At 37.5% G+C, this 23,930-nt stretch carries 24 protein-coding genes; 9 read left to right on the top strand and 15 right to left on the bottom strand.

The genetic code is table 11. The features are described from left to right. Positions 1-84: 84 nt before the first annotated feature. From P256_RS06770 to P256_RS06750, 4 genes are all read right to left on the bottom strand, one after another. Positions 85-951, bottom strand: a complete 867-nt coding sequence (locus tag P256_RS06770; protein ID WP_023272943.1) for a lysophospholipid acyltransferase family protein — start codon at positions 949-951, stop codon at positions 85-87. 103 nt (positions 952-1,054) lie between these two features. Further along, on the bottom strand, positions 1,055-1,279 hold the full coding sequence (locus P256_RS06765; protein ID WP_023272942.1) for a hypothetical protein: 225 nt from the start codon (positions 1,277-1,279) through the stop codon (positions 1,055-1,057). 100 nt (positions 1,280-1,379) lie between these two features. Beyond that, positions 1,380-3,158: an aspartate--tRNA ligase gene (gene aspS, locus P256_RS06760; RefSeq protein ID WP_023272941.1), complete on the bottom strand. Its 1,779-nt coding sequence runs from the start codon at positions 3,156-3,158 to the stop codon at positions 1,380-1,382. A gap of 320 nt (positions 3,159-3,478) precedes the next feature. After that, the gene (locus P256_RS06750) at positions 3,479-3,712 is read right to left on the bottom strand and encodes a hypothetical protein (RefSeq protein WP_023272940.1); all 234 of its coding nucleotides are present in this window, start codon (positions 3,710-3,712) and stop codon (positions 3,479-3,481) included. 424 nt (positions 3,713-4,136) lie between these two features. Between P256_RS06750 and znuD the strand changes: the two genes are divergently transcribed. Both znuD and P256_RS06740 read left to right on the top strand, forming a co-directional pair. Continuing rightward, positions 4,137-6,188: a zinc piracy TonB-dependent receptor ZnuD gene (gene znuD, locus P256_RS06745; RefSeq protein ID WP_023272939.1), complete on the top strand. Its 2,052-nt coding sequence runs from the start codon at positions 4,137-4,139 to the stop codon at positions 6,186-6,188. A 73-nt stretch (positions 6,189-6,261) separates the two neighbouring features. Continuing rightward, a complete protein-coding gene (locus tag P256_RS06740) occupies positions 6,262-7,725 on the top strand; it encodes a phospholipase D-like domain-containing protein (RefSeq protein WP_023272938.1) in 1,464 nt (487 codons plus the stop codon). Between the two features lie 46 nt (positions 7,726-7,771). Here the strand turns inward: P256_RS06740 and P256_RS06735 are convergent, their stop codons facing one another. Then, positions 7,772-8,254, bottom strand: coding sequence for a phosphate-starvation-inducible protein PsiE (locus P256_RS06735; protein ID WP_023272937.1), 483 nt, complete (start codon positions 8,252-8,254; stop codon positions 7,772-7,774). A 195-nt stretch (positions 8,255-8,449) separates the two neighbouring features. Here P256_RS06735 and baeS point away from each other — a divergent pair, with 195 nt between their 5' ends. Together baeS and P256_RS06725 are read left to right on the top strand one after the other, a co-directional pair. Continuing rightward, positions 8,450-10,195 (top strand): sensor histidine kinase efflux regulator BaeS, encoded by a 1,746-nt coding sequence (baeS, locus tag P256_RS06730; protein WP_023272936.1) that lies wholly within the window; start codon positions 8,450-8,452, stop codon positions 10,193-10,195. 12 nt (positions 10,196-10,207) lie between these two features. Beyond that, positions 10,208-10,897, top strand: coding sequence for a response regulator (locus P256_RS06725; RefSeq protein ID WP_023272935.1), 690 nt, complete (start codon positions 10,208-10,210; stop codon positions 10,895-10,897). Between the two features lies 1 nt (position 10,898). Here P256_RS06725 and P256_RS06720 read toward each other — a convergent pair whose 3' ends face one another. Then, complete coding sequence (locus P256_RS06720) at positions 10,899-12,341, bottom strand: protein adenylyltransferase SelO (protein WP_023272934.1); 1,443 nt, start codon at positions 12,339-12,341, stop codon at positions 10,899-10,901. A gap of 251 nt (positions 12,342-12,592) precedes the next feature. On the opposite strand from P256_RS06720, the gene P256_RS06715 reads away from it, so the two are divergent. Next, complete coding sequence (locus tag P256_RS06715; protein ID WP_040331935.1) at positions 12,593-12,787, top strand: hypothetical protein; 195 nt, start codon at positions 12,593-12,595, stop codon at positions 12,785-12,787. Between the two features lie 200 nt (positions 12,788-12,987). Here the strand turns inward: P256_RS06715 and P256_RS06710 are convergent, their stop codons facing one another. Then, complete coding sequence (locus P256_RS06710) at positions 12,988-14,163, bottom strand: acyl-CoA desaturase (protein ID WP_023272931.1); 1,176 nt, start codon at positions 14,161-14,163, stop codon at positions 12,988-12,990. 168 nt (positions 14,164-14,331) lie between these two features. Further along, a complete protein-coding gene (locus tag P256_RS06705) occupies positions 14,332-15,045 on the bottom strand; it encodes a glycerophosphodiester phosphodiesterase (protein ID WP_023272930.1) in 714 nt (237 codons plus the stop codon). Between the two features lie 152 nt (positions 15,046-15,197). Between P256_RS06705 and P256_RS06700 the strand changes: the two genes are divergently transcribed. Further along, complete coding sequence (locus P256_RS06700; RefSeq protein ID WP_023272929.1) at positions 15,198-15,839, top strand: phosphoribosylanthranilate isomerase; 642 nt, start codon at positions 15,198-15,200, stop codon at positions 15,837-15,839. Then, positions 15,823-17,049: a tryptophan synthase subunit beta gene (gene trpB / locus P256_RS06695; RefSeq protein ID WP_023272928.1), complete on the top strand. Its 1,227-nt coding sequence runs from the start codon at positions 15,823-15,825 to the stop codon at positions 17,047-17,049. Before P256_RS06700 ends, trpB begins: the two co-directional genes overlap by 17 nt. A 58-nt stretch (positions 17,050-17,107) precedes the next feature. On the opposite strand, the gene P256_RS06690 is transcribed toward trpB, so the two are convergent. Next, a complete protein-coding gene (locus tag P256_RS06690; protein ID WP_023272927.1) occupies positions 17,108-17,596 on the bottom strand; it encodes a YajQ family cyclic di-GMP-binding protein in 489 nt (162 codons plus the stop codon). 91 nt (positions 17,597-17,687) lie between these two features. On the opposite strand from P256_RS06690, the gene P256_RS06685 reads away from it, so the two are divergent. Continuing rightward, positions 17,688-17,993, top strand: a complete 306-nt coding sequence (locus tag P256_RS06685) for a rhodanese-like domain-containing protein (RefSeq protein ID WP_023272926.1) — start codon at positions 17,688-17,690, stop codon at positions 17,991-17,993. A gap of 9 nt (positions 17,994-18,002) precedes the next feature. Here the strand turns inward: P256_RS06685 and P256_RS06680 are convergent, their stop codons facing one another. Genes P256_RS06680 through P256_RS06665 form a run of 4 tightly spaced genes read right to left on the bottom strand, consistent with a single transcriptional unit; the run spans position 18,003 to position 21,325 of the window. Next, entirely contained in the window at positions 18,003-19,859 is a 1,857-nt protein-coding gene (locus tag P256_RS06680) for a bifunctional tRNA (5-methylaminomethyl-2-thiouridine)(34)-methyltransferase MnmD/FAD-dependent 5-carboxymethylaminomethyl-2-thiouridine(34) oxidoreductase MnmC (protein WP_023272925.1), read from the bottom strand. Positions 19,860-19,874: 15 nt separating this feature from the next. Further along, positions 19,875-20,369: an SH3 domain-containing protein gene (locus tag P256_RS06675; RefSeq protein WP_023272924.1), complete on the bottom strand. Its 495-nt coding sequence runs from the start codon at positions 20,367-20,369 to the stop codon at positions 19,875-19,877. Between the two features lie 6 nt (positions 20,370-20,375). Next, positions 20,376-20,678 (bottom strand): YciI family protein, encoded by a 303-nt coding sequence (locus P256_RS06670; protein WP_023272923.1) that lies wholly within the window; start codon positions 20,676-20,678, stop codon positions 20,376-20,378. A gap of 35 nt (positions 20,679-20,713) precedes the next feature. Continuing rightward, entirely contained in the window at positions 20,714-21,325 is a 612-nt protein-coding gene (locus P256_RS06665) for a septation protein IspZ (RefSeq protein ID WP_023272922.1), read from the bottom strand. A 44-nt stretch (positions 21,326-21,369) separates the two neighbouring features. Between P256_RS06665 and P256_RS06660 the strand changes: the two genes are divergently transcribed. After that, positions 21,370-22,221, top strand: a complete 852-nt coding sequence (locus P256_RS06660) for a PHP domain-containing protein (protein WP_023272921.1) — start codon at positions 21,370-21,372, stop codon at positions 22,219-22,221. A 5-nt stretch (positions 22,222-22,226) separates the two neighbouring features. On the opposite strand, the gene P256_RS06655 is transcribed toward P256_RS06660, so the two are convergent. Next, positions 22,227-23,138 (bottom strand): bestrophin family protein, encoded by a 912-nt coding sequence (locus P256_RS06655; RefSeq protein WP_023272920.1) that lies wholly within the window; start codon positions 23,136-23,138, stop codon positions 22,227-22,229. Positions 23,139-23,201: 63 nt separating this feature from the next. After that, positions 23,202-23,894, bottom strand: coding sequence for a RadC family protein (gene radC, locus P256_RS06650; RefSeq protein ID WP_023272919.1), 693 nt, complete (start codon positions 23,892-23,894; stop codon positions 23,202-23,204). Between the last annotated feature and the right edge of the window lie 36 nt (positions 23,895-23,930).

The following is a 23,930-nucleotide window of genomic DNA, read 5'->3' as shown; positions in this document are numbered from 1 at the left end:
TCACTGACATAAAATAAAGCTAAATAGTGCTTTAAATATATTATTATTGTATATAGTGAATGGGTAATCAAGCTTTGCTTTTATCTACTTGTAAACATCCTTAATATCAGGCACATGGCGAAAACGCTTATAACCCCACATATAATCACTCGGTGAGCGGTTAATCATTTCCTCAATAGCTGTATTCATTGCTGTTGTTGCGATATCAATATTTTTATTATAAAGATCAGGAGCGTCAAGCGCATCGCAATATACTTCAAATCCTTCTTCATTATCCATACGAAAACAACTTAGTCCAACCAAACGGCATTGTGTTTTTTGTGCCATTTTACTTGCGAGTGTACTTGTGAGTGTATGTATGCCAAAAAATGGAACAATGACACCACCAGAAGGATGAGGGACATGATCTGGTAGAATGACACTAAATCCGCCTTGTTTCAGGTTTTTAAAAAGAAGCTTTACCCCTGTTGCATCCGTGGGTACAAGTTTGGACTTTAATGCTTCTCGTGAATGAAGCACAAAGTCATTCATTATTTTTTCTTTAATTGGCTTGTACATAATAGTAGGTTCACCATATTGGTGTACCCATGCATTCATGATTTCCCATGTTCCTAAATGAGGAGTAATAATCAGAGCTCCTCTTGGGTCGGCAAGCGCCTTTTTTAGTACATCTGAATGATGAACTTTTTTTACTTGGTCGACACTCCACTGAGGAGGCATTGCCCAGCACTTCATAAACTCAGCATAAGATAAGCATTGTTTAATGACACTTCTTTTTGCAAGCTGTTCGCGCTCACCCTCACTGAGTTGTGGATATGCAAGTTTTAAATTAATGAGAACTTTACGAAGCATTCCCTTTTCAGGTGTTTTATTAATCCACCATGCACAAGCACGTGCAACACTTTGTAGTAATGAAAGTGGGAGGTAACGAAAGATTTTTAGTGGTTGCATGCAGGTTGATAGTCTATAAAGTAGAAAAGCAAACTATGTGAATAAAAGGATTTATTTGATAGTTGCTTTTAGAAATTACTTTTAATACAGATATGACATCTATTTAGTTTTTATGGATATCTGCATTTCCTTTTAATACCATATAGATAAAGGAAACAAAAATGAGTAAAGCTGCCGATAAGCTACTTACACAGAAATATAGAATGCGTTGGTAAGTGGTCATATTGAATAATTCATTATGAATAATATAGTTCATAATACACCACTGTACTAGAGAAAATACAATGATGACCAATGCACGACGACGTACTGCTGGGCGCATAGCCATAGAATGAGCTCCCTATTAATTGAGTTAGATATTATGCCACTCAGAAAGATGAAGCACAATTAATAAAAAACCCTGCAAAGCAGGGTTTTTTATTTACTTTTTAAGACTCTTTTTTAGGTTGTTCACGTAAGCGAATACCTAAGTCTCGAAGCTGTGTTGCTTCAACAGGAGCAGGTGCTTCTGTTAGTGGACATTCAGCTGTTTTTGTTTTAGGGAATGCGATGACATCGCGGATAGAACTTGCACCTGTCATTAGCATAACAAGACGGTCTAAACCAAATGCTAAACCACCATGTGGAGGCGCACCAAATTTAAGCGCATTTAATAAGAAGCTGAATTTATCTTCTGCTTCTTCATCAGAAATGCCTAATGCTTCAAAGATAGCTTTTTGCATTTCTAGAGTGTGAATACGTAAAGATCCACCACCAATTTCTGTACCGTTTAGAACCATATCGTAAGCAACAGATAATGCTTCACCTGGGTTATTTTTAACGTCTTCTACACTGCTTTTTGGCAATGTAAATGGGTGGTGAACAGATGTCCATTTACCATCATCAGTTTCTTCAAACATAGGGAAGTCAACCACCCAAAGAGGTGCCCATTCACATGTTTTAAGATTTAGATCATGACCAATTTTAACACGTAACGCACCCATTGCATCATTTACAACTTTTGCCTTATCTGCACCAAAGAATACGATATCACCATTCTCTGCGCCAACGCGTTCTAGAAGTTGCATTACAATTGGTTCAATGAATTTAACGATAGGAGATTGAAGACCATCAATGCCTTTCTCAATTTCATTAACTTTAATGTACGCAAGACCTCTTGCACCATAAATACCAACGAATTTCGTGTATTCATCGATTTGGCTACGAGAGAGTGAGCCTGCATTTGGTACACGTAGTGCAACAACACGACCTTTAGGGTCTTTTGCAGGCCCTGCAAATACTTTGAATTCTACTTCTTGCATTAAGTCAGCAACATCAACCAGTTTTAACGGAATACGTAAATCTGGTTTATCTGAAGCATAATCGCGCATTGCTTCGCTGTATGGCATGCGTTGGAACTTACTAAATTCAACATTTAGTAGCTCTTTAAACATTTTAACAGTCATGCCTTCCATTAAATCCATGATCTCATCATCATTTAAGAATGATGTTTCAACATCGATTTGGGTAAATTCAGGCTGACGGTCTGCACGTAAGTCTTCATCACGGAAGCATTTAGCAATTTGATAGTAGCGGTCTATACCACCAACCATGAGTAATTGCTTAAATAGCTGAGGTGATTGTGGCAAGGCATAGAAACTACCATTAGATACACGACTTGGAACGAGGTAGTCACGTGCACCTTCAGGTGTTGCTTTAGTTAGAATTGGTGTTTCTACATCTAAAAAGCCATGGTTATCTAGATAGTTACGAATGAGGTTCGTCACTTTTGAACGGAAACGTAATCGTTCAAGCATTTCAGGACGACGAATATCTAAGAAACGGTATTTTAGACGAACATCTTCTGAAACAGTGATGTTTTCATCATTTAATGGGAATGGAGGTGTTTCAGAAGCAGATAAAACTTCAATCTCTTTACCTAAAACTTCAATTTGACCACTCACCATATTGGCATTTTCTGTACCTTCATAGCGACGGCGAACACGACCTGTAATTTTTAATACAAATTCTGAACGTGCTTTATCTGCTGTGGCAAATGCTTCTGGGGTATCAGGGTCAATAACAACTTGTACAAGACCATCACGATCTCGCATATCAAGAAAGATGACACCGCCATGATCGCGGCGACGGTGTACCCAACCGCATAGTGTAACTGTTTGATCAATTTGGGCTTCTGTGAGTGAGCCGCAGTAATGAGTTCGCATCATGGCGTACTTAGTCCAACTTCTATTATTTAAAACTTGTGAAAATTATTTAAGTAAGTTAACACTTACTACTTGGAAACACTCAATTATGCCCACTTCAAGCCGTTGGCTCAAGGGGGTAGGCAAAAAACCTCATGTTAGTTTCATCAGCACAAGTTATTTGGTTATACATTTATGTGTTGCTAGTAATAATTTATGATGTACTTCATATGTGACCGTCTGTAAAGAGTACAATTTAAGTTAATCAGTTTATAAATCGTTTTAAATGCTTTATGTTGGTTATAATTATTAAAATAATTCAATAATATTTGCACTGTAAATTTTTATGTGGAGACAATGAGTTTCGTTTTCCATGAGTATTTTTTCCATGCCCATAATTTTCCAAGTTTGCCATCTACATATACCTTGGTATCTAAGTGAGCATCTTTAGGGTTTAAGTTCGTGGGTCTTTTTTCAGAAAATACAAATAGAAACTCTCCACCAACTGCTTGAATATAAGCAACCTCGTCGGTAACAAAAGTCGGATTTGTACTTAAGTGTATAGCTATCGTTTTCATATTATCACTATGCCTTTTTGTGTTTGTTTTAGACATCAAAGTGTTACTTATTGCTCTCTATTTTTACAATGAAATAGCCGATAAAACAATAGTAATTTTATAGGTTTTTTCTTTTACGAATTGGAATTTTATTGTTGTAATTGAATGGTATATTGATATATGTCACATTTTTTTAAAAAAAAGATAATTTAATTTTTTGATTGGTGTTTATCTTTTGAATATATCTAAAAGTATATTCTTTAAAAAAATCAAACTCAATAGAGATTTAATCATGTTTCAGATAATAAACAATTCACATTATATTTATTATATATATTTTATTTAAAAATATATTATTTCAGTAAAAACAAAAACTTCCGTGAAAAATACCTTGTAATTGCTAAAATATGTTATAACATAACAGAAAATAAACTGGATAGTGGTTATGTATTTAAAAGGTCGTCTATTTGTATTTTCCTTTTTGTCTATTGCAGTACAAACTGTTATGGCAGAACAAATTAATAATGCTGCGGTAGATAAACTGCCATCTATTGAGTTAAAAGCTGAAAAAACACCTAGTTCACTTTTAGATACGACTGCGGGTGACCATATCGTTCAGCAAAAACAGCTTTTAGAAGGTGCGACTACTATTGGTAATGCACTTAATGGTCAATCAGGTGTTTATTCTGCACAGTATACGGGAGGCGTAAGCCGTCCTGTAATTCGTGGATTAGATGGTGCACGTGTAAAAATTACAGAAAATGGTGGTGATGCTTTAGATGTATCTTCAGTTTCTCCAGACCATGCTGTTACTGTCGATCCAAATTCAGCTCAGGAAATTCAAATTCTAAAAGGCCCAGAAGCATTATTGTATGGTGCAGGCTCTGTGGGCGGTTTGATTAATGTTGTAGATAATAAAATACCAACACAAATGCCTGAAAAAGGATATGAGGGGCGTGTGGGGGCACGTTATAACACAGGAAGTGACGATATGCTGTACTCAGGTAATGCAACAATTGGCTTGGGGAGCCAAGTTGCATTACGTGTGGGCGGTTTAACACGCAATGCGAATAACTATATTTTACCGCAAGATTTACAAAGTACAGACCGCCGCGAAGACAGTACATTTGCAAAATCACATGATTATAATGCGGGGTTATCTTGGATTTATGATCGTGGCTTTACAGGTATTTCTTATAGTGAGCGTCATGACCGCTATGGCATTCCGGGGGATAATGCAGCATATGGTGCATGCGAGATAAATGCAGCTAAAACAGGCTTTACAGCAGACTCTTGTGGGCATGCTGCTGAAGATGATGATGGTGCATTGTCATGGATTAACTTAAAAGAGAAACGTTATAGCTTTAAGACAGAACTTAATAACCCATTTGCAGGCTTTTCTAAACTTGCAGCACAAGCGACTTATACAGATTACCAACATCAAGAAATGGATGGTGATACACCTGATACCACATTTAAAAGCCGTGGTACGGATGCGCGCATAACATTAGACAATGAAGCATGGGCAGGTTGGAAAGGGCAGTTTGGTACACAGTATACGCAGCAAAAGCTCACGATTGGTGGTGATGAAGCGTTAATGGATCCGACCAATACCAAACGTTATAGCTTATTTGCGCTACAGCAAAAGCAATGGAATGAACTTCATTTCCAAGTTTCTTCTCGCATAGACCATCAGAATATTGATGTGAAGCGTGCAAGTATTAATCCTGATGCAAAAAACTTTGAAGGGACTGCATATTCGGTTGCAGGTTCAACAGATTGGGAGTTTATTCCAAACTATAAATTGTCTTTAACAGCATCGCATCAAGAACGTTTACCTATGGCACAAGAGTTATACTCTAATGGTAAACATATGGCGACCAATACCTATGAGCTAGGTAGTGATAATTTAGACACAGAAAAATCAAATAATGTTGAGCTTGGTTTTCACTTTGACAATGACCGTTTAAAATATAATGTAAGTGTATTCCATAATTGGTTCGATAACTTTATTTATGCCAATACGTTAGATCGTTATCAAGATTTTCGCTTAATTCAATATACACAGTCACAAGCACGCTTCTATGGTGTAGATGGTGATATTAGTTATATGCTTTCACCTCGTTATACTGTTGGTTTGTTTGGGGATTATGTACGTGGTAAGTTAGATGATGCAGGTAATGCACCACGTATACCTGGTGGTCGTTTGGGCGCACGTGTAAATGCAGACTTTGGCGATGGATATACAGGTTCGGCGGAGTACTACCATGTGTTTAAGCAAGATGATATTGCAAGCTATGAAACAGATGGGCAAAGCTATAATATGCTTAATTTAGGTTTTGCATACAGTGGCGCGTTACCAAAAAATACAGGGTATCGATTATATGCTAAAGCAAACAACTTGTTAGATAGCAAAATTTACCAACATGAGTCATTTATTGCGAATGTACCTCAAATTGGCCGCAACTTTACAGTTGGTGTAGATTTTAGCTTCTAAAATTTCACGAAAATAAGCTTGAAAAAAATGATTAGAAAACCTAGCCTAAAAACATAAGGTTAGGTTTTTTAATATGCGTATTTTACAAAGAATTCATCATAAACTTCATTTTTCTAAAAAGCAGTATACATTATTGATTGCAGGTATTTTATTGGTGGGTTATGTCTTATCTGCTGTTTATCATACTGTAAAACCGATGCCTAATGGATTAGATTATACAGGGGCTTTACGCCATACCGACGTACAGTTCTTATCTGATCAGACATATATAAATGCACAGGGGAAGCAAGAACAAAAGCATCAAGTTTTTGATGAAATGTTAAAAATGATTAATAGTGCAAAAACAACAATTGTCCTTGATATGTTTTTGTTGAATGATGAGGTTGGTGAGTCTAAAGAGAAGCAACGAGCGCTTACGCAAGAACTGGTTGATGCTTTGGTGAGGAAGCGAGCTTTACAACCAAATAGTTCAATTACGATACTGACAGATCCAATTAACTCGATGTATGGCGGTTTTTTACCAGAACAATATGTAAAGTTACGCCGTGCAGGAGTCGATTTAATTGAAACAAATTTGACACCTTTACGGGCTTCTAATCCTGCTTGGTCGGGACTTTGGTATCTATGTTGTCAGAATTTAGGAAATAATAATCAAAAAGGGTGGTTGTCTAGCCCCTTCACTCAAGAAAAGGTGACTGTACGTAGTTACCTTGATCTATTTAACTTTAAGGCAAATCATCGAAAAACCTTAGTTGTAGATACGCCAGAAGGATGGCAGGCTTTGGTAACATCGCAAAATATTCATGCGGGAAGTTCAAGACATGATAATGTTGCACTTGTTGTTAAAGGAGCAAGTGCTGTGGATGTATTAAATACAGAGCAGCCAGTTGCACAAATGTCTGGTGGTACATTACCTGCTGTGCTTATAGGTGGTGAAAATAACAATCCTAATTTACCTCAGGCGCAAGTGCTTACAGAAAAAGCAATCTACGATGCTGTTCTTCATCTTATTAATGAAAGCCAACGGGGCGATACGATTCAAATGGCAATGTTCTATTTATCTGAACGTCAGGTAATTGATGCATTGAAGGCAGCGCATCAGCGCGGTGTTCATTTAAGTATTTTATTAGATCCGAATAAAGATGCTTTTGGACATCAAAAAGCGGGAATGCCAAACCGTCAAGTCGCAATGGAATTGCATGATGCAGGTATTGATATTCGATGGTGTGATACGCATGGCGAGCAATGTCATAGTAAGCTCATTATTAAACAAGGTACGACGCAAAGTGAAATGATTTTAGGGTCGGCAAATTTCACAGCACGTAATTTAAAGAACTATAATTTAGAAACTGATTTAAGAGTCGTTGGTTCAAATGAGCTTCAAGTTTTTAAAGATGCGGAAAACTACTTTAATACTGAGTGGTCAAATCTAAATGGTCAACAAATGAGTGTTGGCTATGAAACCTATCAAGACTCATCGAAGTTGAAGTATTGGCTATATCGTTTCTTAGAGTGGTCAGGTATTTCTACATTTTAAAGCATAAAAAAGCGGTATTTTTACCGCTTTTTTGATTTGTCTGATTTTATGCAAGTTCATCGTCTTCAGGATTTAAATGGCGTGGTGCAGAGTTTTTCTCTTTAATGATAGAAGGATAGTGCCAAGATGCGTAGCGCACAATAAATATGGCAATTGCCAAAATGAGAATAGCACCTGAAACGATGAGCAATCCGAAATCTGCCTGATGGTCATGTTGAATAACGGAAATGAGTAATCGAGTGAGTGCGGTAATTGCAATATAAATAAGAAAACGTACTGGCATATGGTTGGTTTTAAAGTAAATTCCCACCATTGCCCCTAGCTCTAAGTATATGAAAAGTAACAATATATCATCTATAGATGCATATGGCTTTTCTGTAAATATATTAATGGTTGTATGTACGGCTGACCATGCGATAAGGCAGCCGATAATAAATAAGGCAAGATAATGAAATAACTCAACTGCAAAATTTCCAATTTTATCTAACTTTGTTTCTATACGATGCCGATTAGGTATTTGATCACTCATGGGTGAATTCTCTCATTTTGATCTTTCTGGCTATAGCATAAGTAAATTTTTTACACTTGCCTAATATTTAAAATATTAATTTATTTGCTATCTTGGTGAAATAGCAGATGAGCTTCATATTAAGCGCAATTTTATAAGTTATAATTAAGATATTAATAAGATAAAGACTGTTGATGTAGGTGTTCGCGCATAGTCATGGTAAAGAAAGAAAATACTAAAAAATCGTTAAGAAATAGACGTATTCCAATAGCTTTACGTTTGTTTTCAACGGTACTGCTAACAACAGTGATTATAACGACTGTAAGTTTAGGTGTCTTTCAGTGGACAATGAAGCAGAACTTTGCCAAGTACGTTGCTGACGTAGAAATGCAGAAACTTGATCACTTAATTGAAAATTTAGCAGGTATTTATAGCATTTATCATGACTGGGGAAATGCAATACAAGCACAGATTTTACAAGTTGAGGGACACCCTGCGCCAGATGACTTTGATCGGCTATCACGTACATGGCTAAGAAGGCAGTATGATATTGCTTTTCAGCAACGTTACTTTAAAGAAAATACAATTTTAAATATTCCAACAGGATTAGAGCAAAAAGCCCCGCATATAAAAAAACAGGCATTAACTGAAAGTGAAATTCGACAAATGCAAGAAAATCTTCCCTCGGAATATCAACCTTTTGAGGGGTTAAAATTTCCTTTACAAGACAATTTTGCCCTGTTTAGTCGACCGAAGTATGTCCCACCAAATGTAGATGATAGTGGCGATCGTGGTATTCAAGACCAAACTCCAGATACAAAAGAAGATTTACTCAATGATGAGCCAATGACTAAGAAATTTATTCCAATGCCTGACCGCTTTGGTTTAAGTTCTCGATTATCTTTATACGATGCTAAAAAAAGATTTGTTGTTGGACAGCCACCACAAGGTCCTGTGTCATATCGACCAATCTATGTGAATGATGTCATTGTTGGCTATCTTGGATTACGACCTGTACTTGATCAGGATGATATTTTAAGTTTAAGTTTTTTTAGTACACAAAAAAGAGTTCTTCTTTTAATTTATGCTGTCACTTTCTTTGCTAGCTTGTTGTTGGCTTTATTGCTTGCGACCTATTTTAAAAAACCAATTCAACAGCTTTTACAAGCGACTCGAGAACTTACCAAAGGCAATTATCAGCATAAAGTAAAAGTACAACGAAATGATGAGCTAGGAGATTTATCAACTCAAATTAATCGTTTAGCTTCTATTTTAAATCAGCATGAGAACTCTAGAAAACAGTGGGTTGCAGATACCTCACATGAGTTAAAAACGCCACTTGCTGTACTACAAGCGCAGATTGAGGCAATGCAAGATGGTATTCGTCAAGCCACACCAACACATTTAACTGCCATGATGAGTCAGGTTTCAAGTTTAAAGAAACTTACCCAAGATTTATCGGATTTAGCGCAAGTTGAGGCACAGCAGTTGAAGTGCTATTTCTCTGAAGTTGATCCGTGGAAAATTATATTACAAGAGATCGAAAGTTTTAGACCCAAGTTTGAGCAAGCAAATCTACGTATTCGTACTGAAGGTATGCATACAGTTTTAATGCTTGATCATGATCGGTTTAAGCAAGTCATTGTGAACTTATTAAGTAATAGTGTGCGTTATACCGAACAATATGGAGAAATATATATACATACACATCAGACAGATACATATTGGAGTGTGATTGTAGATGATAGCCCATTAGGATTAACAGATGATCAATTAAAACGGTTAGGTGAGCGGTTTTATCGTGTAGATGATTCGCGAACTCGGGCAACAGGGGGGACTGGCTTAGGACTAGCACTCTCTGCAAAAATTATACAAGCCCTTGGTGGTGAGCTTTCTTTTGATCATTCTCCCCTAGGAGGTTTACGCTGTACCTTAACCTTTTTAAATAAAAAGTTAGATTAGGAAAAGATATAAATGAGACATATTTTTTTAGTTGAAGATGAAGTAGAACTCGCAAGTTTAGTTAAAGACTATTTAGAAGCAGCAGGTTTTGAGGTAAGCGTTTTCCATGATGGGCAAGAGGCTTATCAAAGCTTTTTACAAAGAAAACCTAGTTTAATGATTCTTGATTTAATGGTACCGAAGATGGATGGTTTAACCATTTGTCGTAAAGTACGTGAACAGTCCGATTTACCAATTATTATGGTAACTGCGCGCACAGAAGAAATTGATCGTGTTTTAGGTTTAAACATGGGTGCAGATGACTATGTTTGTAAACCATTTAGTCCGAAAGAGTTGGTTGCGCGTGTTCAAGCGGTACTACGTCGTTTAGCACGTAAAGATGAGCCTGAAGATAATGGTCTTTTTACCATAGATGCCTCACAGCAACGGATTTGGTATAAGCAAAAAGCACTTAATTTAACGCCGACAGAGTTTCGTTTATTTGAACTCTTTTTAGAGCATTTGGGACAAGTATATTCTCGTTCTCAGTTACTCGATCATATTAATCCTGATAGTTTTGATGTTGCTGACCGAGTAATTGACAGTCATATTAAAAACTTACGCCGTAAGATCACTGATGTCACACAAGTGGATACACAGCATGAATGGATTCAAGCTGTGTATGGTGTGGGCTACCGTTTTGAATATCCTGAAAAGATGTAGTTTAAGATGAACAACTGATTGAAATTTCAGGTGCATCACTTGCAGGTGGTGTGAGGTCTGACGTTTTTTCAAGATGAGGCTGCTTTGTAAAAGGTTTTGCAAGCAGCTTAAATAAACGATCTACTTCTGAAAAATCATCACGCTCTGCGGCTTCAATTGCATCTTGTGCCATATGGTTGCGCAAGATGTAGTGAGGGTTATGTTGTTGCATCGTTTGGTCGAGTAGCTCAGTATCTTGATGTTCACGAATCTGATGATATTTATTTAAGAACAGGTCAAAACTTGTAATATCTATGCATTCATCGCGGATATCTCTATATCTGTGCTCTTGTAATGCAATAAAGCTCTGTGTGTAGTCGAGCTGTGCTTGTTGTAATATTCTTAAAAAATCTAAACTACATTCAAAGCTGTCTTTATGAAATGTAGGTAAGCCCATTTTGTGTGCCAAGCCTTTTTTATATGCCTCTAAAAATGTGGGTTCAAATATTTTTAGACATTCTGCTAACTCAGCTTTAAATTTTTCTTTATTTCCTTCAGGGGCAAGAGGAATCAGCTGATTGAGCCATACCCATAAATTCCAATGCGCAATACTTGGTTGTTTTTCATAGGTATAGCGTCCTTGATGGTCTGAATGGTTGTTAATCCAATTAGGGCGAAATCTTTCTAAGAAACCATAAGGGCCGAAATCTAATGTAGAGCCCGTAATATTGAGGTTGTCGGTATTCATCACTCCATGTGCAAAGCCAACCAATTGCCAATGTGCAACAAGGGTTGCAGTTTTTTGAATGACTGCTTTTGCAAATGCGAGAATTGGAGTACTTTCCTCTAAACATTCAGGGTAGTGCCAAGAAATACAGTGTTGAGTAAAGTCTGAAAGTAAATCAGGTGCATATTGATTGATCCATTCAAAGTGACCCAAACGAATATGGCTATCGGCACTGCGCAGTAACATTGCGCCCGGTTCTAATTTTTCACGTTGTACACCTTGAAGTGAGCTTGTAAAACCGACAGCGTTACTTGAGGGAACTCCTAAAGCATTGAGTGCATGTCCTGCTAAATATTCTCGAATAACAGAACGTAATACTGCGCGACCATCTCCCATACGCGAGTAAGGTGTTTCTCCTGCACCTTTTAAATGTAAGTCTATAGTCTGCTTTTTTGTATTAAAAACTTGTGCAATGAGCAAGCCACGTCCATCGCCAAGAGCACCTGCCCAATGCCCAAATTGGTGTCCTGCATATGCCATAGCAAGTGGTTGGAATGATGAAAATGTTTGCTGTCCACTACATAGTGCAACCCAATTTTGTTTTTCTTCGTTACTCCACTGTAATTCATCTGCAAGAGTTTCATTGAAATGTCCTGCTTTCGCACCTTTTAAGGGAGATGGCATTTGGTGATGATACAGCTTGCTATTGAGCTGTGGGTAACGTGAATTCAGGTGCATGGAATTATCCTTTAGGTCATTTTATTACTATAACAAAAGTGTCACATTCATGCGATTTCTTAGGTTTTATACTGAATAAAAGAAAGCATATTTGCTAACGTCTTTTTGTAATAATCGATTAATATACCCCACTTGTTTATAGTGGAGTGGTTGTGCGTGAGACTAGGTGAAAATATGCTAGGCTTGACATGCATAGACAGAGTATATATATTGTATATACGTTTTTTGTTGGCTTTAGGGGTAAATACGCAATGACTGATCAACCCCAACGAAAAAAAGCTAGTAAAAAAGACAGTCAGCTTTTAATTCGTATTAATAGTGCTGAACGAGATCAATTTATTGATTTATGCGATGAGTTGGATACAAGTGCAGCACGCGAATTGAGAAAATTTATCCGTAGTTTTATTAAAAAACATCAGTCAACGGATATGCATAACGAGGAGTAACTTATGTCTAAACAAGTTAAAACTTTGAAAAAAGAACTTAAAGCACGTCTTGCAAAAATTGCTAAACACGAAAGCAAAGTAAAAAAATTGCAAAAAGAACTTAAAAAACAAAAATAATTTAAATTATTTTTGTTAAGCATATAAATATATTTATATGCCGATGTAAAAAGGCTGAACTTATAAAAGTTCAGCCTTTTTATTTATGCTGAAGGCGGGGTGGCTTTTGGTAAGCTCTTTACCATAATCTCTAAACGTGCTCTATGGTGCTGTAAACGCTGTTCTATGAGTTGAAACTCAAGTTTTAATTTATCATCCATCTGGTGCAATTTTTCAGTCATACGTTGCTTTTTAGCAAGCATTTCTTGCTCTTTTAGCTTTGCCATATCATTGAGTGTATGTGTAAATGCTTCATACTCTTGTGCAATACGGTGCTTCATATTATGGAAGTCTTCGCTGACATGATGTCCATAAATTGCAAGATCTTGTTCGGCATATTTAAATTTCATGGCAAGTTCAGCTTTTTTAATATTTAAGCTTGGAATTCTTCTGAGATTTCTCGCGAGTCCAAATCTTGAACATGTCCAAATGAGCCATTTTGTTGGGTCATATTGCCACCATTTTACGCCGTTGCGATAGTCATACTGGAAAATATGATGGTAGTTATGATATCCCTCACCCCATGTAGCAATTGCTAACCAAAAGTTATCGCGTGCTGTATTTTCATCGGTATAAGGACGTTTACCAAACATATGGCAGAGTGAATTAATGAAAAAGGTAACATGATGGCTAAGAACAAGCCGCAATAAACCACCAAGTAGAATGACGCCCCAAATGTCACCCACTGCCCAACCAACACTCAGTAAAATGATACTGTGTACAGCAATGACAAGCGGAACATAGTATTTATGCTGAAACATCACCAATTTATCATTCATAAGGTCAGGCGCATTTTTATAGTTAGCTTCTGCTGCTGGATAATCACGAATCATCCAACCTAAATGTGCGTACCAAAAACCTTTTTTAATAGAGTAGGGGTCTTTTTCAACATCATCTACGTGACGATGGTGTGTTCTATGACCTGATGCCCAATATAAAATACTATTTTGAATAGCAAATGTACCGCCAATCATTAAAATAATTTTTAATGGTAAAGATGCTTCATAAGCACGGTGTGCCCATAAGCGGTGATAACCTGCTGTAATACTTAAACTGCTAAAAGCCAATAAGAAGAAAAGGCTAATCCATGCTGACAATGAAAAATCATGATGATACGCATAAAGCGGTATGGCAATCATAGACAGAATCGGTGTACCGAGCAATGTAATTGCGGCTGTCCAATTGATCGGAGCTTTAAGCGTTTGGGACGAAGGAGTCATAAGAGACGCTCCCAAAGTGAGAAGATGGTAAATTCCAAAGCATTCCTTTGAAAATACAGTGCGCAAAGGTTAAACGCCAAATATGAGTATATATAATAGAATACACTTGTATATTAGGGCAAATATAAATATAAAAATCTTTTAATTTAAATATTTATGCTTCGAATACTATAGCGCACTTTTCATCCGCATTGGAATATCTGTAATGAGTCCTTCTATACCAAATTGTTTCAATTCTTGTGCACGTTGAATATTATTAACTGTCCAAACACTGACATTTAGTCCAGCTTGATGCGTTTGTTCAATGATGTCTTGGGTTGTGAGAGCATCCATCCATCCAATACGATTACATTTTAAAGATAGTGCTTTTTCAATAGCTTCTTTTTTAGTGTCTTCTTCAATAAGCAATCCACGCTTAAAATGACATTTTTCTTGTTGTAGTACTCGAAGAATTTTTTCATCAAAACTGGTAATAGTGACTTGCTGTTCAAAACCATTGAGTAATTTAAGTAGGCTTTGGCACAGTCGTTCTGCTTCATTAATGGAACTAACTGCTTTGACTTCAACTTCAATATGTGTGAATTCTTGAATAATTTGGAGTGTTTCAGCGAGCGTTGGCGTGGGTTCAGCCTGTTGCCAATCTTTCCATTTCAAGCGATGGTCATGCGATTTTAAATCAGCCAAAGTCGATGTATAAATAGACTGGGTTTGACCCGAAGTTCGTTCTAAACTTTCATCATGAATGACAACCAATGTCCCATCGTTAAGCTGTCTAACATCAAATTCAACAGCTGTAATACCAATTTCTTTTAAGTACCGAAACCCACCAAGTGTATTTTCAGGTGCTTCGTTTCTTGCACCACGATGACCAATAATTTGCATTGTTAGAGTCGTCTAAAAACAAAGATAAAAAGATTATATGAGCTTGAGGTGTCAAAACGTTTGCAATTCGGTATTGTTTTGCTAAAAATAACAATAGAAACATTTTTGTATTATGCTTGATCAATCATCATTTGGGGCAAGAAAAAGAACTTATGCGAACTCGTGCGAAGATTTGTGGAATTACGCGTTTAGAAGATGCTCAAGCGGTGGTAAATGCAGGTGCAGATGCAATTGGCTTGGTATTTTATGAACCAAGTCCACGGTATGTTGCTGTATCTCAAGCTGAAAAAATCGCAAAAATGATTCCACCTTATGTACAAATTGTGGGATTATTTGTAAATGCAGAAATTGATGAAATAAGAAACATACTTCATCATGTTACTTTAGATGTTTTGCAGTTTCATGGTCATGAAACACCAGAGCAATGTGTATCTATTGCTCAACAATTTGGTAAACGGTGGTATAAAGCAATTCAAGTTAAGCCTGAGCTAGACTTAATTGCTGAAATAAAGCGTTATCAAAAAGCAGGCGCAAGTGCTATTTTACTTGATGCTTGGCATCCTGAACTCAAAGGGGGAACAGGGTTGCAATTTGACTGGTCTCAATTTCCTCGCTTAGATATTCCTTTGATATTGGCAGGTGGTTTAACACCTGAGAATGTTACAGAGGCAATTGAAACTACTCAGACATTTGCAGTTGATGTAAGTGGTGGAGTAGAAGTAAGTAAAGGAATAAAAGACCATCAACTGATAGAAAAATTTATGCAAGGAGTCCATTGTGGATCAGCAAAATAAGATTGACTACACACAATATCCAGATGCAAAAGGGCATTTTGGTATTCATGGCGGACGATTTGTGTCAGAAACATTAATGGCAGCATTAGAAGACTTAGAATCTCTTTATGAGAGAATGAAAAATGATGCCCAGTTTCTTGCAGAATTCGACCGTGATTTGGCCTATTACGTTGGCCGTCCAAGTCCTCTTTATTATGCTGAGCGATGGTCGAAACATCTTGGTGGCGCACAAATTTATTTAAAGCGTGAAGACTTAAACCATACAGGCTCGCATAAAGTAAACAATACGATTGGGCAAGCGCTTTTAGCCAAGCTTTCAGGCAAAAAACGGATTATTGCTGAAACAGGTGCAGGTCAGCATGGCGTAGCAACAGCAACAATTGCAGCTCGTTTGGGCATTGAATGCGTTGTATATATGGGTGCAGACGATGTAAAACGTCAGGCAATGAATGTATACCGTATGCGATTACTCGGTGCAAAAGTTGTTCCTGTGACAAGTGGTTCTCGTACGCTAAAAGATGCCATGAATGAAGCCATGCGTGACTGGGTAAGTAATGTAGACAGTACTTACTATGTGATTGGAACGGTTGCAGGCCCACATCCATATCCACAGTTGGTACGTGACTTTCAGTCGATTATTGGTCGTGAGGCTCGTCAGCAAATTCAAGACCAAGCAGGTCGTTTGCCTGATGCGTTAGTAGCATGTGTTGGTGGTGGGTCAAATGCAATGGGCTTATTTTATCCATTCTTAAATGATACCGATGTTGCAATGTATGGTGTTGAAGCAGCAGGTTTAGGTGTGGAAACTGGTAAACATTCGGCACCGCTTAATGCAGGTCATGTGGGTGTGCTACATGGCAATAGAACTTATTTAATGAGTGATCCACAAGGTCAGATTATTGAAACACATAGTATTTCTGCGGGATTAGATTATCCGGGTGTAGGCCCTGAGCATAGTTTCTTAAAAGATATGAAACGTGTTCAATATGTTCCAATTACAGATGACGAAGCATTACAAGGTTTTCGTGATTTAACGAAAATCGAAGGGATTATTCCTGCACTAGAAAGTGCGCATGCAATGGCATATGTTTCTAAACTTGCACCAACGATGTCGAAAGATCAAATACTTATTGCAACAGTTTCAGGACGTGGCGATAAAGATTTGATGACTGTCGCACGTTTAGATGGCATAGAAATGGTTGATATGTAAAGAATAGCATTATAAAAAAGGCGCATCTTATGCGCCTTTTTTATGGTCTGATTCTTGCTTAGTCTTTGAAGTTATTAAACTGTAATGGAATACCAAACTGTTCTTCACGTAAGAAAGCCATCAGTTTTTGTAGGGTATCGCGCTTTTTATCGCTGACACGAATTTTATCCCCTTGAATAGAGGATTGAACTTTGATACCACTTTCTTTAATGGCTTTATTTACTTTTTTAGCAGTGTCGGCATCTAAACCATCTTTGAGTTTAATGACCTGAACAAAGTGTTTACCTGAAGCAGATGCTTTTTGTGGGTCCATTGCTTGAATATCAATTTTACGTTTAAAGAAATGATTTTCGAGCATGCTGTAAACTTGTTCACATTGGAAATCATTTTCTGTAGAGATTTTAATCTCTTTTGATTTCTCGTTGAGTTCAACAGTTACATCTTGACCACGAAAATCAAAACGTGTTGCGATCTCTTTCTGTGTATTTTGTACAGCGTGGTTGACTTCAAAAGTCTCAAGTTCGGAAACGATATCAAAAGAAGGCATATCTAGCACCTTTACAAGTGGATGAAATATCTGAGATGCTAAGAGGGTTTTCTTGATTTGCCAAGTGTTGTTTATATAAAAGGAGGACACAATGATCCGTAAACAAGAAATTACAACATTTGAATTCCCAGATAATGCTGTTATTTGGGATGTTAGAGATGAAAATGCCTATGCAGAGGCACATTTAAAAGGTGCGGTCAATCAGCCGATTGACCATATCAATGAAAATGCATTAGCAGAAGTTGCGGCAGATCAACCGATTTATATTTTATGTGGTGGTGGCAGTAAAGCACCTAGAGCTGCTGAGAAACTAGAAGGTTTTGATAGTAGTAGAGAGTACGTGGTGCTTATGGGAGGCACGCGTGCAGCGAAAACAGCAGGATTACCAATAGAATAAAAAAGCGCCTTAGGGCGCTTTTTTATTCTGATAATAAGGTTTTTTAGGTTTAACTTTTTTAATAAACCTTTGGGGACTGAGTTTATCTAAAACACTCATAGGTACAGGGCAAACCTCATGAAGTACTTGAGCTGCTACAATTTCACTACATAGTGGTGCAAATAAGAAGCCCTTAGAGCCTAATCCTGAACAGGTATATATTTTTGTTTCTTCTTTACATGCTCCAAGGAGTGGAAAGTAATCGGCGCTTTGTGCACGTATAGATGCACGACCTTCCCAAGCCTCTAGGTTTTCTAATGTGTTGGCGTATTCAGGATAGATTTTTTGCATGAGCGCAAGGTTATGCACATGATCTTCTTTAAGAACGTCATCATCATCTCTTTGTGGGTGAAAAGATGCACCTAAAATAAGATGTGTCGTATTGAGCTGCATGGCATAGCCACCATAACTCAATGCGAGATTTTGTGGTAAAGGGCTATTTTCGTTGTTGAACCAACTGACTTGTCCACGAATAGGTTTCAGCTTAGGTAAATTAGGAATAAGCAGATGACTATCTTTGGCTGTACATACAATGACGAGGTCAGCAGAAAACTTTTGTTGAGATATGTCGGTAAGGTAAACCTGTTCAGCATCTTCTTCAATATGGGTAATTTCAGTTGCAATGAGCTGAATAAGCGGATGGCTTAAGATTTCTTCAGCCAGTGTCTGAGGAATAACAGCACCTGCATTTTTTAATTGTATAGACTCATATTCCGATTTTAGAAAAGAAGACGTGGTCTGACTGATTTCACCTTCAGGGTAATCGTTTATGAGTTTTTCAAGTTCCCCATTTTTTTTAATATCGGTTTGTTGGACAGCGATTTTATGAAATGCTTTGAACTGCCGATAATATGAGCATGCATATTGCCAACTTAAACTCATTAAATGTTCATGGTTTTGTGTGGCAGGACAAAGTTTCGGGTTAAGTAATGCAAGTGGATTGCCTGAAGCCCCTGAAACTACGCCTATACGGTCGTAAACTTTAATGTGGTGCCCACGGTTTGCAAATGCCCAAGCATGGCTTAACCCCGCAATTCCTGCGCCAATAATAGCAATATTAAGTGGTGTATGAAGGTGTTTTGTATGCTCAGTCTCTAAAGTTGGCCAAATTGCTTTGAGCATTTCTCGTTTATGGCCAAAGCCTTTGGGTCTTGAAATTTCGATACCATGTGCTTTAAGCCCACGTTTAATTATTCCTGCGACACTAAATGATGCAAAAGTTGTGCTAGGTGCAGAGAGTCGAACAATATGTTCAAGGACATTTTGTTGCCATAGTTCAGGGTTGCAAGATGGCGCAAACCCATCTAAAAACCAAGCATTTACAACACCTGTTTTAGGAATGATAGGAAAAATATCTTCAGCATCACCTAGCCATAAATCTATACTAAAGCGTGCATTTGGAAAATTCAGTCTATGACAGCCTGAAATAGGGGCAGGATATTGTGAAATTAGCTGTTCTGCCAAAGGTTGAAGCTCAGGCCATGCTTTTAAGGCACGCACTAAATCTTCTTTTGAGAGAGGGAATTTCTCAACAGTCACAACATGTAAGTGGCTCTGGTTTTGAGGTTGCACATCTTGCCAAAGTTGCCACAACGCTAAAATATTTAAACCCGTACCAAAGCCTGTTTCACCTACACAAAAGTATTCATAACTTTTAAGTTTAGAGAGTCTGGTCGATAAATCATTTCCATTTAAAAAGACATGGCGTGTTTCGAGCAAGCCATTGTCTTTAGAAAAGTAGACATCTCCAAACTGTGTTGAAACAGGAATATCAATACCATCGACCTGTTGCCATGTAAGCTCGGCCGTTTGAATTTTACCAAACAATCTTTAACCCTTTATTTACCACTGACGACGACGTTTTGTATAAATGTATCCAGCAAGTACAAAGCCTAAGATGACACCAATTGCAAGTGTTGCTGCACCATACATAAAGAGCTGTGCTGTGCGTTCACTTTGAAGAACTTGAACTTGGACACCCAAATTATCATTTTTAAGCTGTAATGCTTGATTATGTGCCAAAGCATCTAAGTTTGCTTTTTCGAGTTGCTGCATTCGAACTTCTTGGTTCTTTACCAATGTTTTCATTTTTAAATCATCTTCTGCTTTCTTTTGTGCAAGCTGAGCAGGCGAGTTGGGTTCTACCAACGGCGCACTTTCATTTGTTTTTATTGCTTGCGGTGTTGGTGTTGTTGAACTATTGGGGGCAGGTTTTATTGAGTTTGCAACAGGCTGTGTCTGAGGTATTGGTGTTATCTGTGAAGTCGGTTCAACCGCCCATGCAGGTGATGACAACACTAAAATCAAGCCAAATGTACGAGATACAACACGTTGCATAATCTTTTATCCTTTAGGAAAAGCTTTAATAAATGGCTTTACATCAATATGGCTATATACACCTGCTGCAAGATAAGGCTCATCTGATAGCCATGCATCTAATGCTGCTCGTGTATCGAAGTCAGCGATTATGGTACTTCCATAAAAACCTGCTTCGGGGTTTCCTTGTTCTTTTGGCATAGGGCCTGCAGTAATTAAACGGCCCTCGGCATCTAATTTCTCAAGGCGTGCTAAATGAGCGGGACGGGCAGCAAGTCTTGCCGCTAAAGTTCCTTCTTTATCTGTGCAAGTAATAATAAATAAAGCCATAGTCTACTCTTGTTTTATATAAAAAAATATTCTTGTTATTCAGAAGCTTTAAAATGTTTTCTTAGAATAACAAATTGGATAATAATAAATGAGAACATGATGATCATGTCACCAAATAATGTAAATTCTCCCCAGTATTTGCCATGCATAAATAAAAATGCAAAGAACACATGTAGGAATGACATCAGCATGAACATACCTACCCATGCAATGTTTAAATTAAGCCAGCCTTTTGGAGTAAGTTCGAGTACTGTGCCAAACATTTTTTTAATAAGAGGGCTTTTGTCTTTAGTAAAAATAGGTGAGAGCAAGAAAGCTATAGCAAAAAGAAAGTTTAAGAGAGCGGCTTTGAGTTTAATATAAAAGTCATCGTGTAGTAGCAGTGTAATACCACCAAAAACAACAGTCATAAATAAAATTAACCATTGTTGTTTGTCTAAACGAAACTTTTGAAAGACAAAGATTGCACCATAAACAACAATCATTGAAATAATAAGTGCTGCAGTTGCAACAAGAGTATTATTGTTATCTACACCACCAGAAGAACCAATAAGGTTTAAGATCGGATGATGATTATTTGTAGGATCAACTGTTTTATAAAAATAGAAAAAGATGATAAGAGGGATAAAGTCCAAAAGTGCTTTCATGTTAAAGTGTTTAATCCTATCTCGCGAATGGTTCATTATAAAATATGCAGGGTATAGATTTACATACACATAGCAATATTTCTGATGGTGCGTTAACACCAGAGGATTTAGTGCACAAGGCAGTTGAGTCAGGTATCCATACTTTAGCATTAACTGACCATGATTCAATGGATGGCTTAAAAAGAGCTGAAATAGTTGCAGATGAAAAGCAGATAAGACTTATTTCTGGGGTAGAGATATCAAGTCAGTGGTCAAGACCATCGACAAAAAAAAGTTATGGTGTACATATTGTCGGTTTGAATATAAAAGATCGTGACCGTTTAGAGCAAGTATTGGTTGAACAAAAGCAAGTGAGGGCACAACGTGCAATAGAAATTTGTCATAAGCTTGAAAAGATACTCAAGCAGGATTTTTATCCTGATGTACTTGCAAAAGTAGATGGTGTAGCTGACAGAGTGACACGTAGCCATATTGCACAAGTTTTGCTTGAAAAACGTGTGGTAACCCGTTTACAGCAAGCTTTTGACCGCTTTTTAAAGACAGGCAAGCCTGCGTTTGTTTCTTTTGAGTGGTTATCTCTCGAAAAAACAATTCAAGCTATTCAAGATGCGCAAGGCATTGCTGTTCTTGCTCATCCGACGAAATATGATTTGTCAGCGACAAATACGCGTTATTTAATTGAAATTTTTGCAAAGTATGGTGGAGATGCAGTTGAGTTGCCACCGCCATCTGAGACTGCATCTACCCGTCAAATGATTGATCGTTTAATTGCAGAGCATGGGCTAAAAGTGTCTATAGGTAGTGACTTTCATGGTGAGCATATGCCATGGTTACATTTAGGGCGTGTGCCTGCTGTAAAAGAAGGACAGCAGGGCGTATGGGAAAGCTTTATTTAGCAACTTTAAGATAAGTTATGGTTCTTTATTGCAATTGCAGGTGGAAGTGGTTTACCAAGTGAGCTGAGAAGTTCACGCTCTATGAGACGTACAATAGAGTCGAGCGGTAAATCATTATTTTGTGTACCAAAAGGTTCTTCAAGTTCAGCACTCAATTTATCTAAGCCTAAAAACATGTAGGCAATTAGGCCAACAAGAAAAGGTGTCCAAAGCCCAAGCGTAGAACCTAGACTAAAAGGCAGTAAAAAGCAAAAGCAATAGACAGCACGGTTGAGTAAGACAGAATACGCATAAGGTAGTGGTGTGCTTGCAATACGGTCACAACCTGCTTGTACTGCACCTAGCTCAATTGTATGGTTATTGACTTGAGTATATAAAATGTCTGTAATTTCTTTTTCTTTATATGCTTGTAGTAACTCCCATTGAATTAAACTAAGCATGTACTGTGGGGCATTGAGCTGATTATTTAAGTGTTGTACAGACTGCTCATCTAAATCGACAGTATCTATAAACTGTTCCAGATTGGCAGTTTGGTGACGTAAACGATCACGCAGTGTACTTGTAAAGACCATAACATGGTTTAATACTCGTTCTCGGCGTGCATTTGAAAGTACTCTACTGTCCCGATCTATGTGTCTAGAGCTTGCAATAAGTGCACCCCATAGTTTCCGCCCTTCCCACCAACGCGCATAGCAGGTATTGTTTCTAAAGCCTAAGAAAATAGACAGAATGACCCCGAAAATTGTAAACCCTATTGCAGGGACTTGAGGGATATAGACAATATGATGATAGGCGAGAAAGCTAATGAGGGTAGAAATAAAAATAAGTGCAATGAGCTCAGGTAAGACTCTTGGTAAAACTGTACCTCGCCATGCGAATAAAATTTGAAAAATATTACTTTTATCTCGAATAATCATAACTGTTATATCTTATTAATTTAATAATGAAGCCATAGGTATTTAGGAAAGTGGCTTAACAATTTATATAAAGTGGTTCTCTGCAAAAGAGAATGAACCTGTTGGGGAAATAATGCAATGATCAATGAGCTTGACTTCAATCAGTTCACAGGCCTGTTTAACTTTTTCGGTAAGGATATGATCTGCTGAGGAAGGTATTGCTTGCCCAAAAGGGTGCGTATGACAAATAATAATTTGAGAAGCATGCTGTTGAATGACATGGCGTATCATTTGATTAATAGAAATGGTGCATGTATTTATTGAGCCAAAAAATAGTTTTTTAAAATTAAGTTTGCATAAATCTGTATCTAAACATAGCACTGCAAAGACTTCTTGTCTTTCACCTTGCAACTGGTAGCGTAAGAAATCAATGACTTTTTTTGAGCTGTCGAAAGCATTTTGCTGTTGTAGGTAAGAGTTGTCGACATAGCGTCTACCTAGTTCTTTCACTGCCATCAATTGTGCATATTTAGTTTCACCAATGCCATGAAAAGCAGTTAATTCTTCAAGTGAACAATCAAAAATGGGAGTAAGACCGCCAAAGTGTAAAATTAGACGGCGTGATAGCTCGACAGCAGAATATTGTTTTGAACCTGATCTTAGAAAAATTGCCAATAGTTCTGCATCTGATAGGCTTTTTGCACCTTGTTGGATGAGGCGTTCGCGTGGGCGTTCTTGAGTAGGCCAAGACTTAATAGATAAATGGTCTTCTTTCATGTAGAGATTTAAGTTTGGGAGAATATAGGTTTAGTG

This window comes from Acinetobacter nectaris CIP 110549 (assembly GCF_000488215.1).
In the GTDB taxonomy this organism is placed as follows: Bacteria; Pseudomonadota; Gammaproteobacteria; order Pseudomonadales; family Moraxellaceae; genus Acinetobacter; species Acinetobacter nectaris.
The sequence above is the reverse complement of the archived record's forward strand: the minus strand, read 5'-3'. Positions and strand labels throughout refer to the sequence as shown.

Coding starts and splice junctions, on each gene's coding strand:
- P256_RS06770 (WP_023272943.1), bottom strand. CDS start 951: ATGCAACCACTAAAAATCTTTCGTTACCTCCCACTTTCATTACTACAA.
- P256_RS06765 (WP_023272942.1), bottom strand. CDS start 1,279: ATGGCTATGCGCCCAGCAGTACGTCGTCGTGCATTGGTCATCATTGTA.
- aspS (WP_023272941.1), bottom strand. CDS start 3,158: ATGATGCGAACTCATTACTGCGGCTCACTCACAGAAGCCCAAATTGAT.
- P256_RS06750 (WP_023272940.1), bottom strand. CDS start 3,712: ATGAAAACGATAGCTATACACTTAAGTACAAATCCGACTTTTGTTACC.
- znuD (WP_023272939.1), top strand. CDS start 4,137: ATGTATTTAAAAGGTCGTCTATTTGTATTTTCCTTTTTGTCTATTGCA.
- P256_RS06740 (WP_023272938.1), top strand. CDS start 6,262: ATGCGTATTTTACAAAGAATTCATCATAAACTTCATTTTTCTAAAAAG.
- P256_RS06735 (WP_023272937.1), bottom strand. CDS start 8,254: ATGAGTGATCAAATACCTAATCGGCATCGTATAGAAACAAAGTTAGAT.
- baeS (WP_023272936.1), top strand. CDS start 8,450: ATGGTAAAGAAAGAAAATACTAAAAAATCGTTAAGAAATAGACGTATT.
- P256_RS06725 (WP_023272935.1), top strand. CDS start 10,208: ATGAGACATATTTTTTTAGTTGAAGATGAAGTAGAACTCGCAAGTTTA.
- P256_RS06720 (WP_023272934.1), bottom strand. CDS start 12,341: ATGCACCTGAATTCACGTTACCCACAGCTCAATAGCAAGCTGTATCAT.
- P256_RS06715 (WP_040331935.1), top strand. CDS start 12,593: ATGACTGATCAACCCCAACGAAAAAAAGCTAGTAAAAAAGACAGTCAG.
- P256_RS06710 (WP_023272931.1), bottom strand. CDS start 14,163: ATGACTCCTTCGTCCCAAACGCTTAAAGCTCCGATCAATTGGACAGCC.
- P256_RS06705 (WP_023272930.1), bottom strand. CDS start 15,045: ATGCAAATTATTGGTCATCGTGGTGCAAGAAACGAAGCACCTGAAAAT.
- P256_RS06700 (WP_023272929.1), top strand. CDS start 15,198: ATGCGAACTCGTGCGAAGATTTGTGGAATTACGCGTTTAGAAGATGCT.
- P256_RS06690 (WP_023272927.1), bottom strand. CDS start 17,596: ATGCCTTCTTTTGATATCGTTTCCGAACTTGAGACTTTTGAAGTCAAC.
- P256_RS06685 (WP_023272926.1), top strand. CDS start 17,688: ATGATCCGTAAACAAGAAATTACAACATTTGAATTCCCAGATAATGCT.
- P256_RS06675 (WP_023272924.1), bottom strand. CDS start 20,369: ATGCAACGTGTTGTATCTCGTACATTTGGCTTGATTTTAGTGTTGTCA.
- P256_RS06670 (WP_023272923.1), bottom strand. CDS start 20,678: ATGGCTTTATTTATTATTACTTGCACAGATAAAGAAGGAACTTTAGCG.
- P256_RS06665 (WP_023272922.1), bottom strand. CDS start 21,325: ATGAAAGCACTTTTGGACTTTATCCCTCTTATCATCTTTTTCTATTTT.
- P256_RS06660 (WP_023272921.1), top strand. CDS start 21,370: ATGCAGGGTATAGATTTACATACACATAGCAATATTTCTGATGGTGCG.
- P256_RS06655 (WP_023272920.1), bottom strand. CDS start 23,138: ATGATTATTCGAGATAAAAGTAATATTTTTCAAATTTTATTCGCATGG.
- radC (WP_023272919.1), bottom strand. CDS start 23,894: ATGAAAGAAGACCATTTATCTATTAAGTCTTGGCCTACTCAAGAACGC.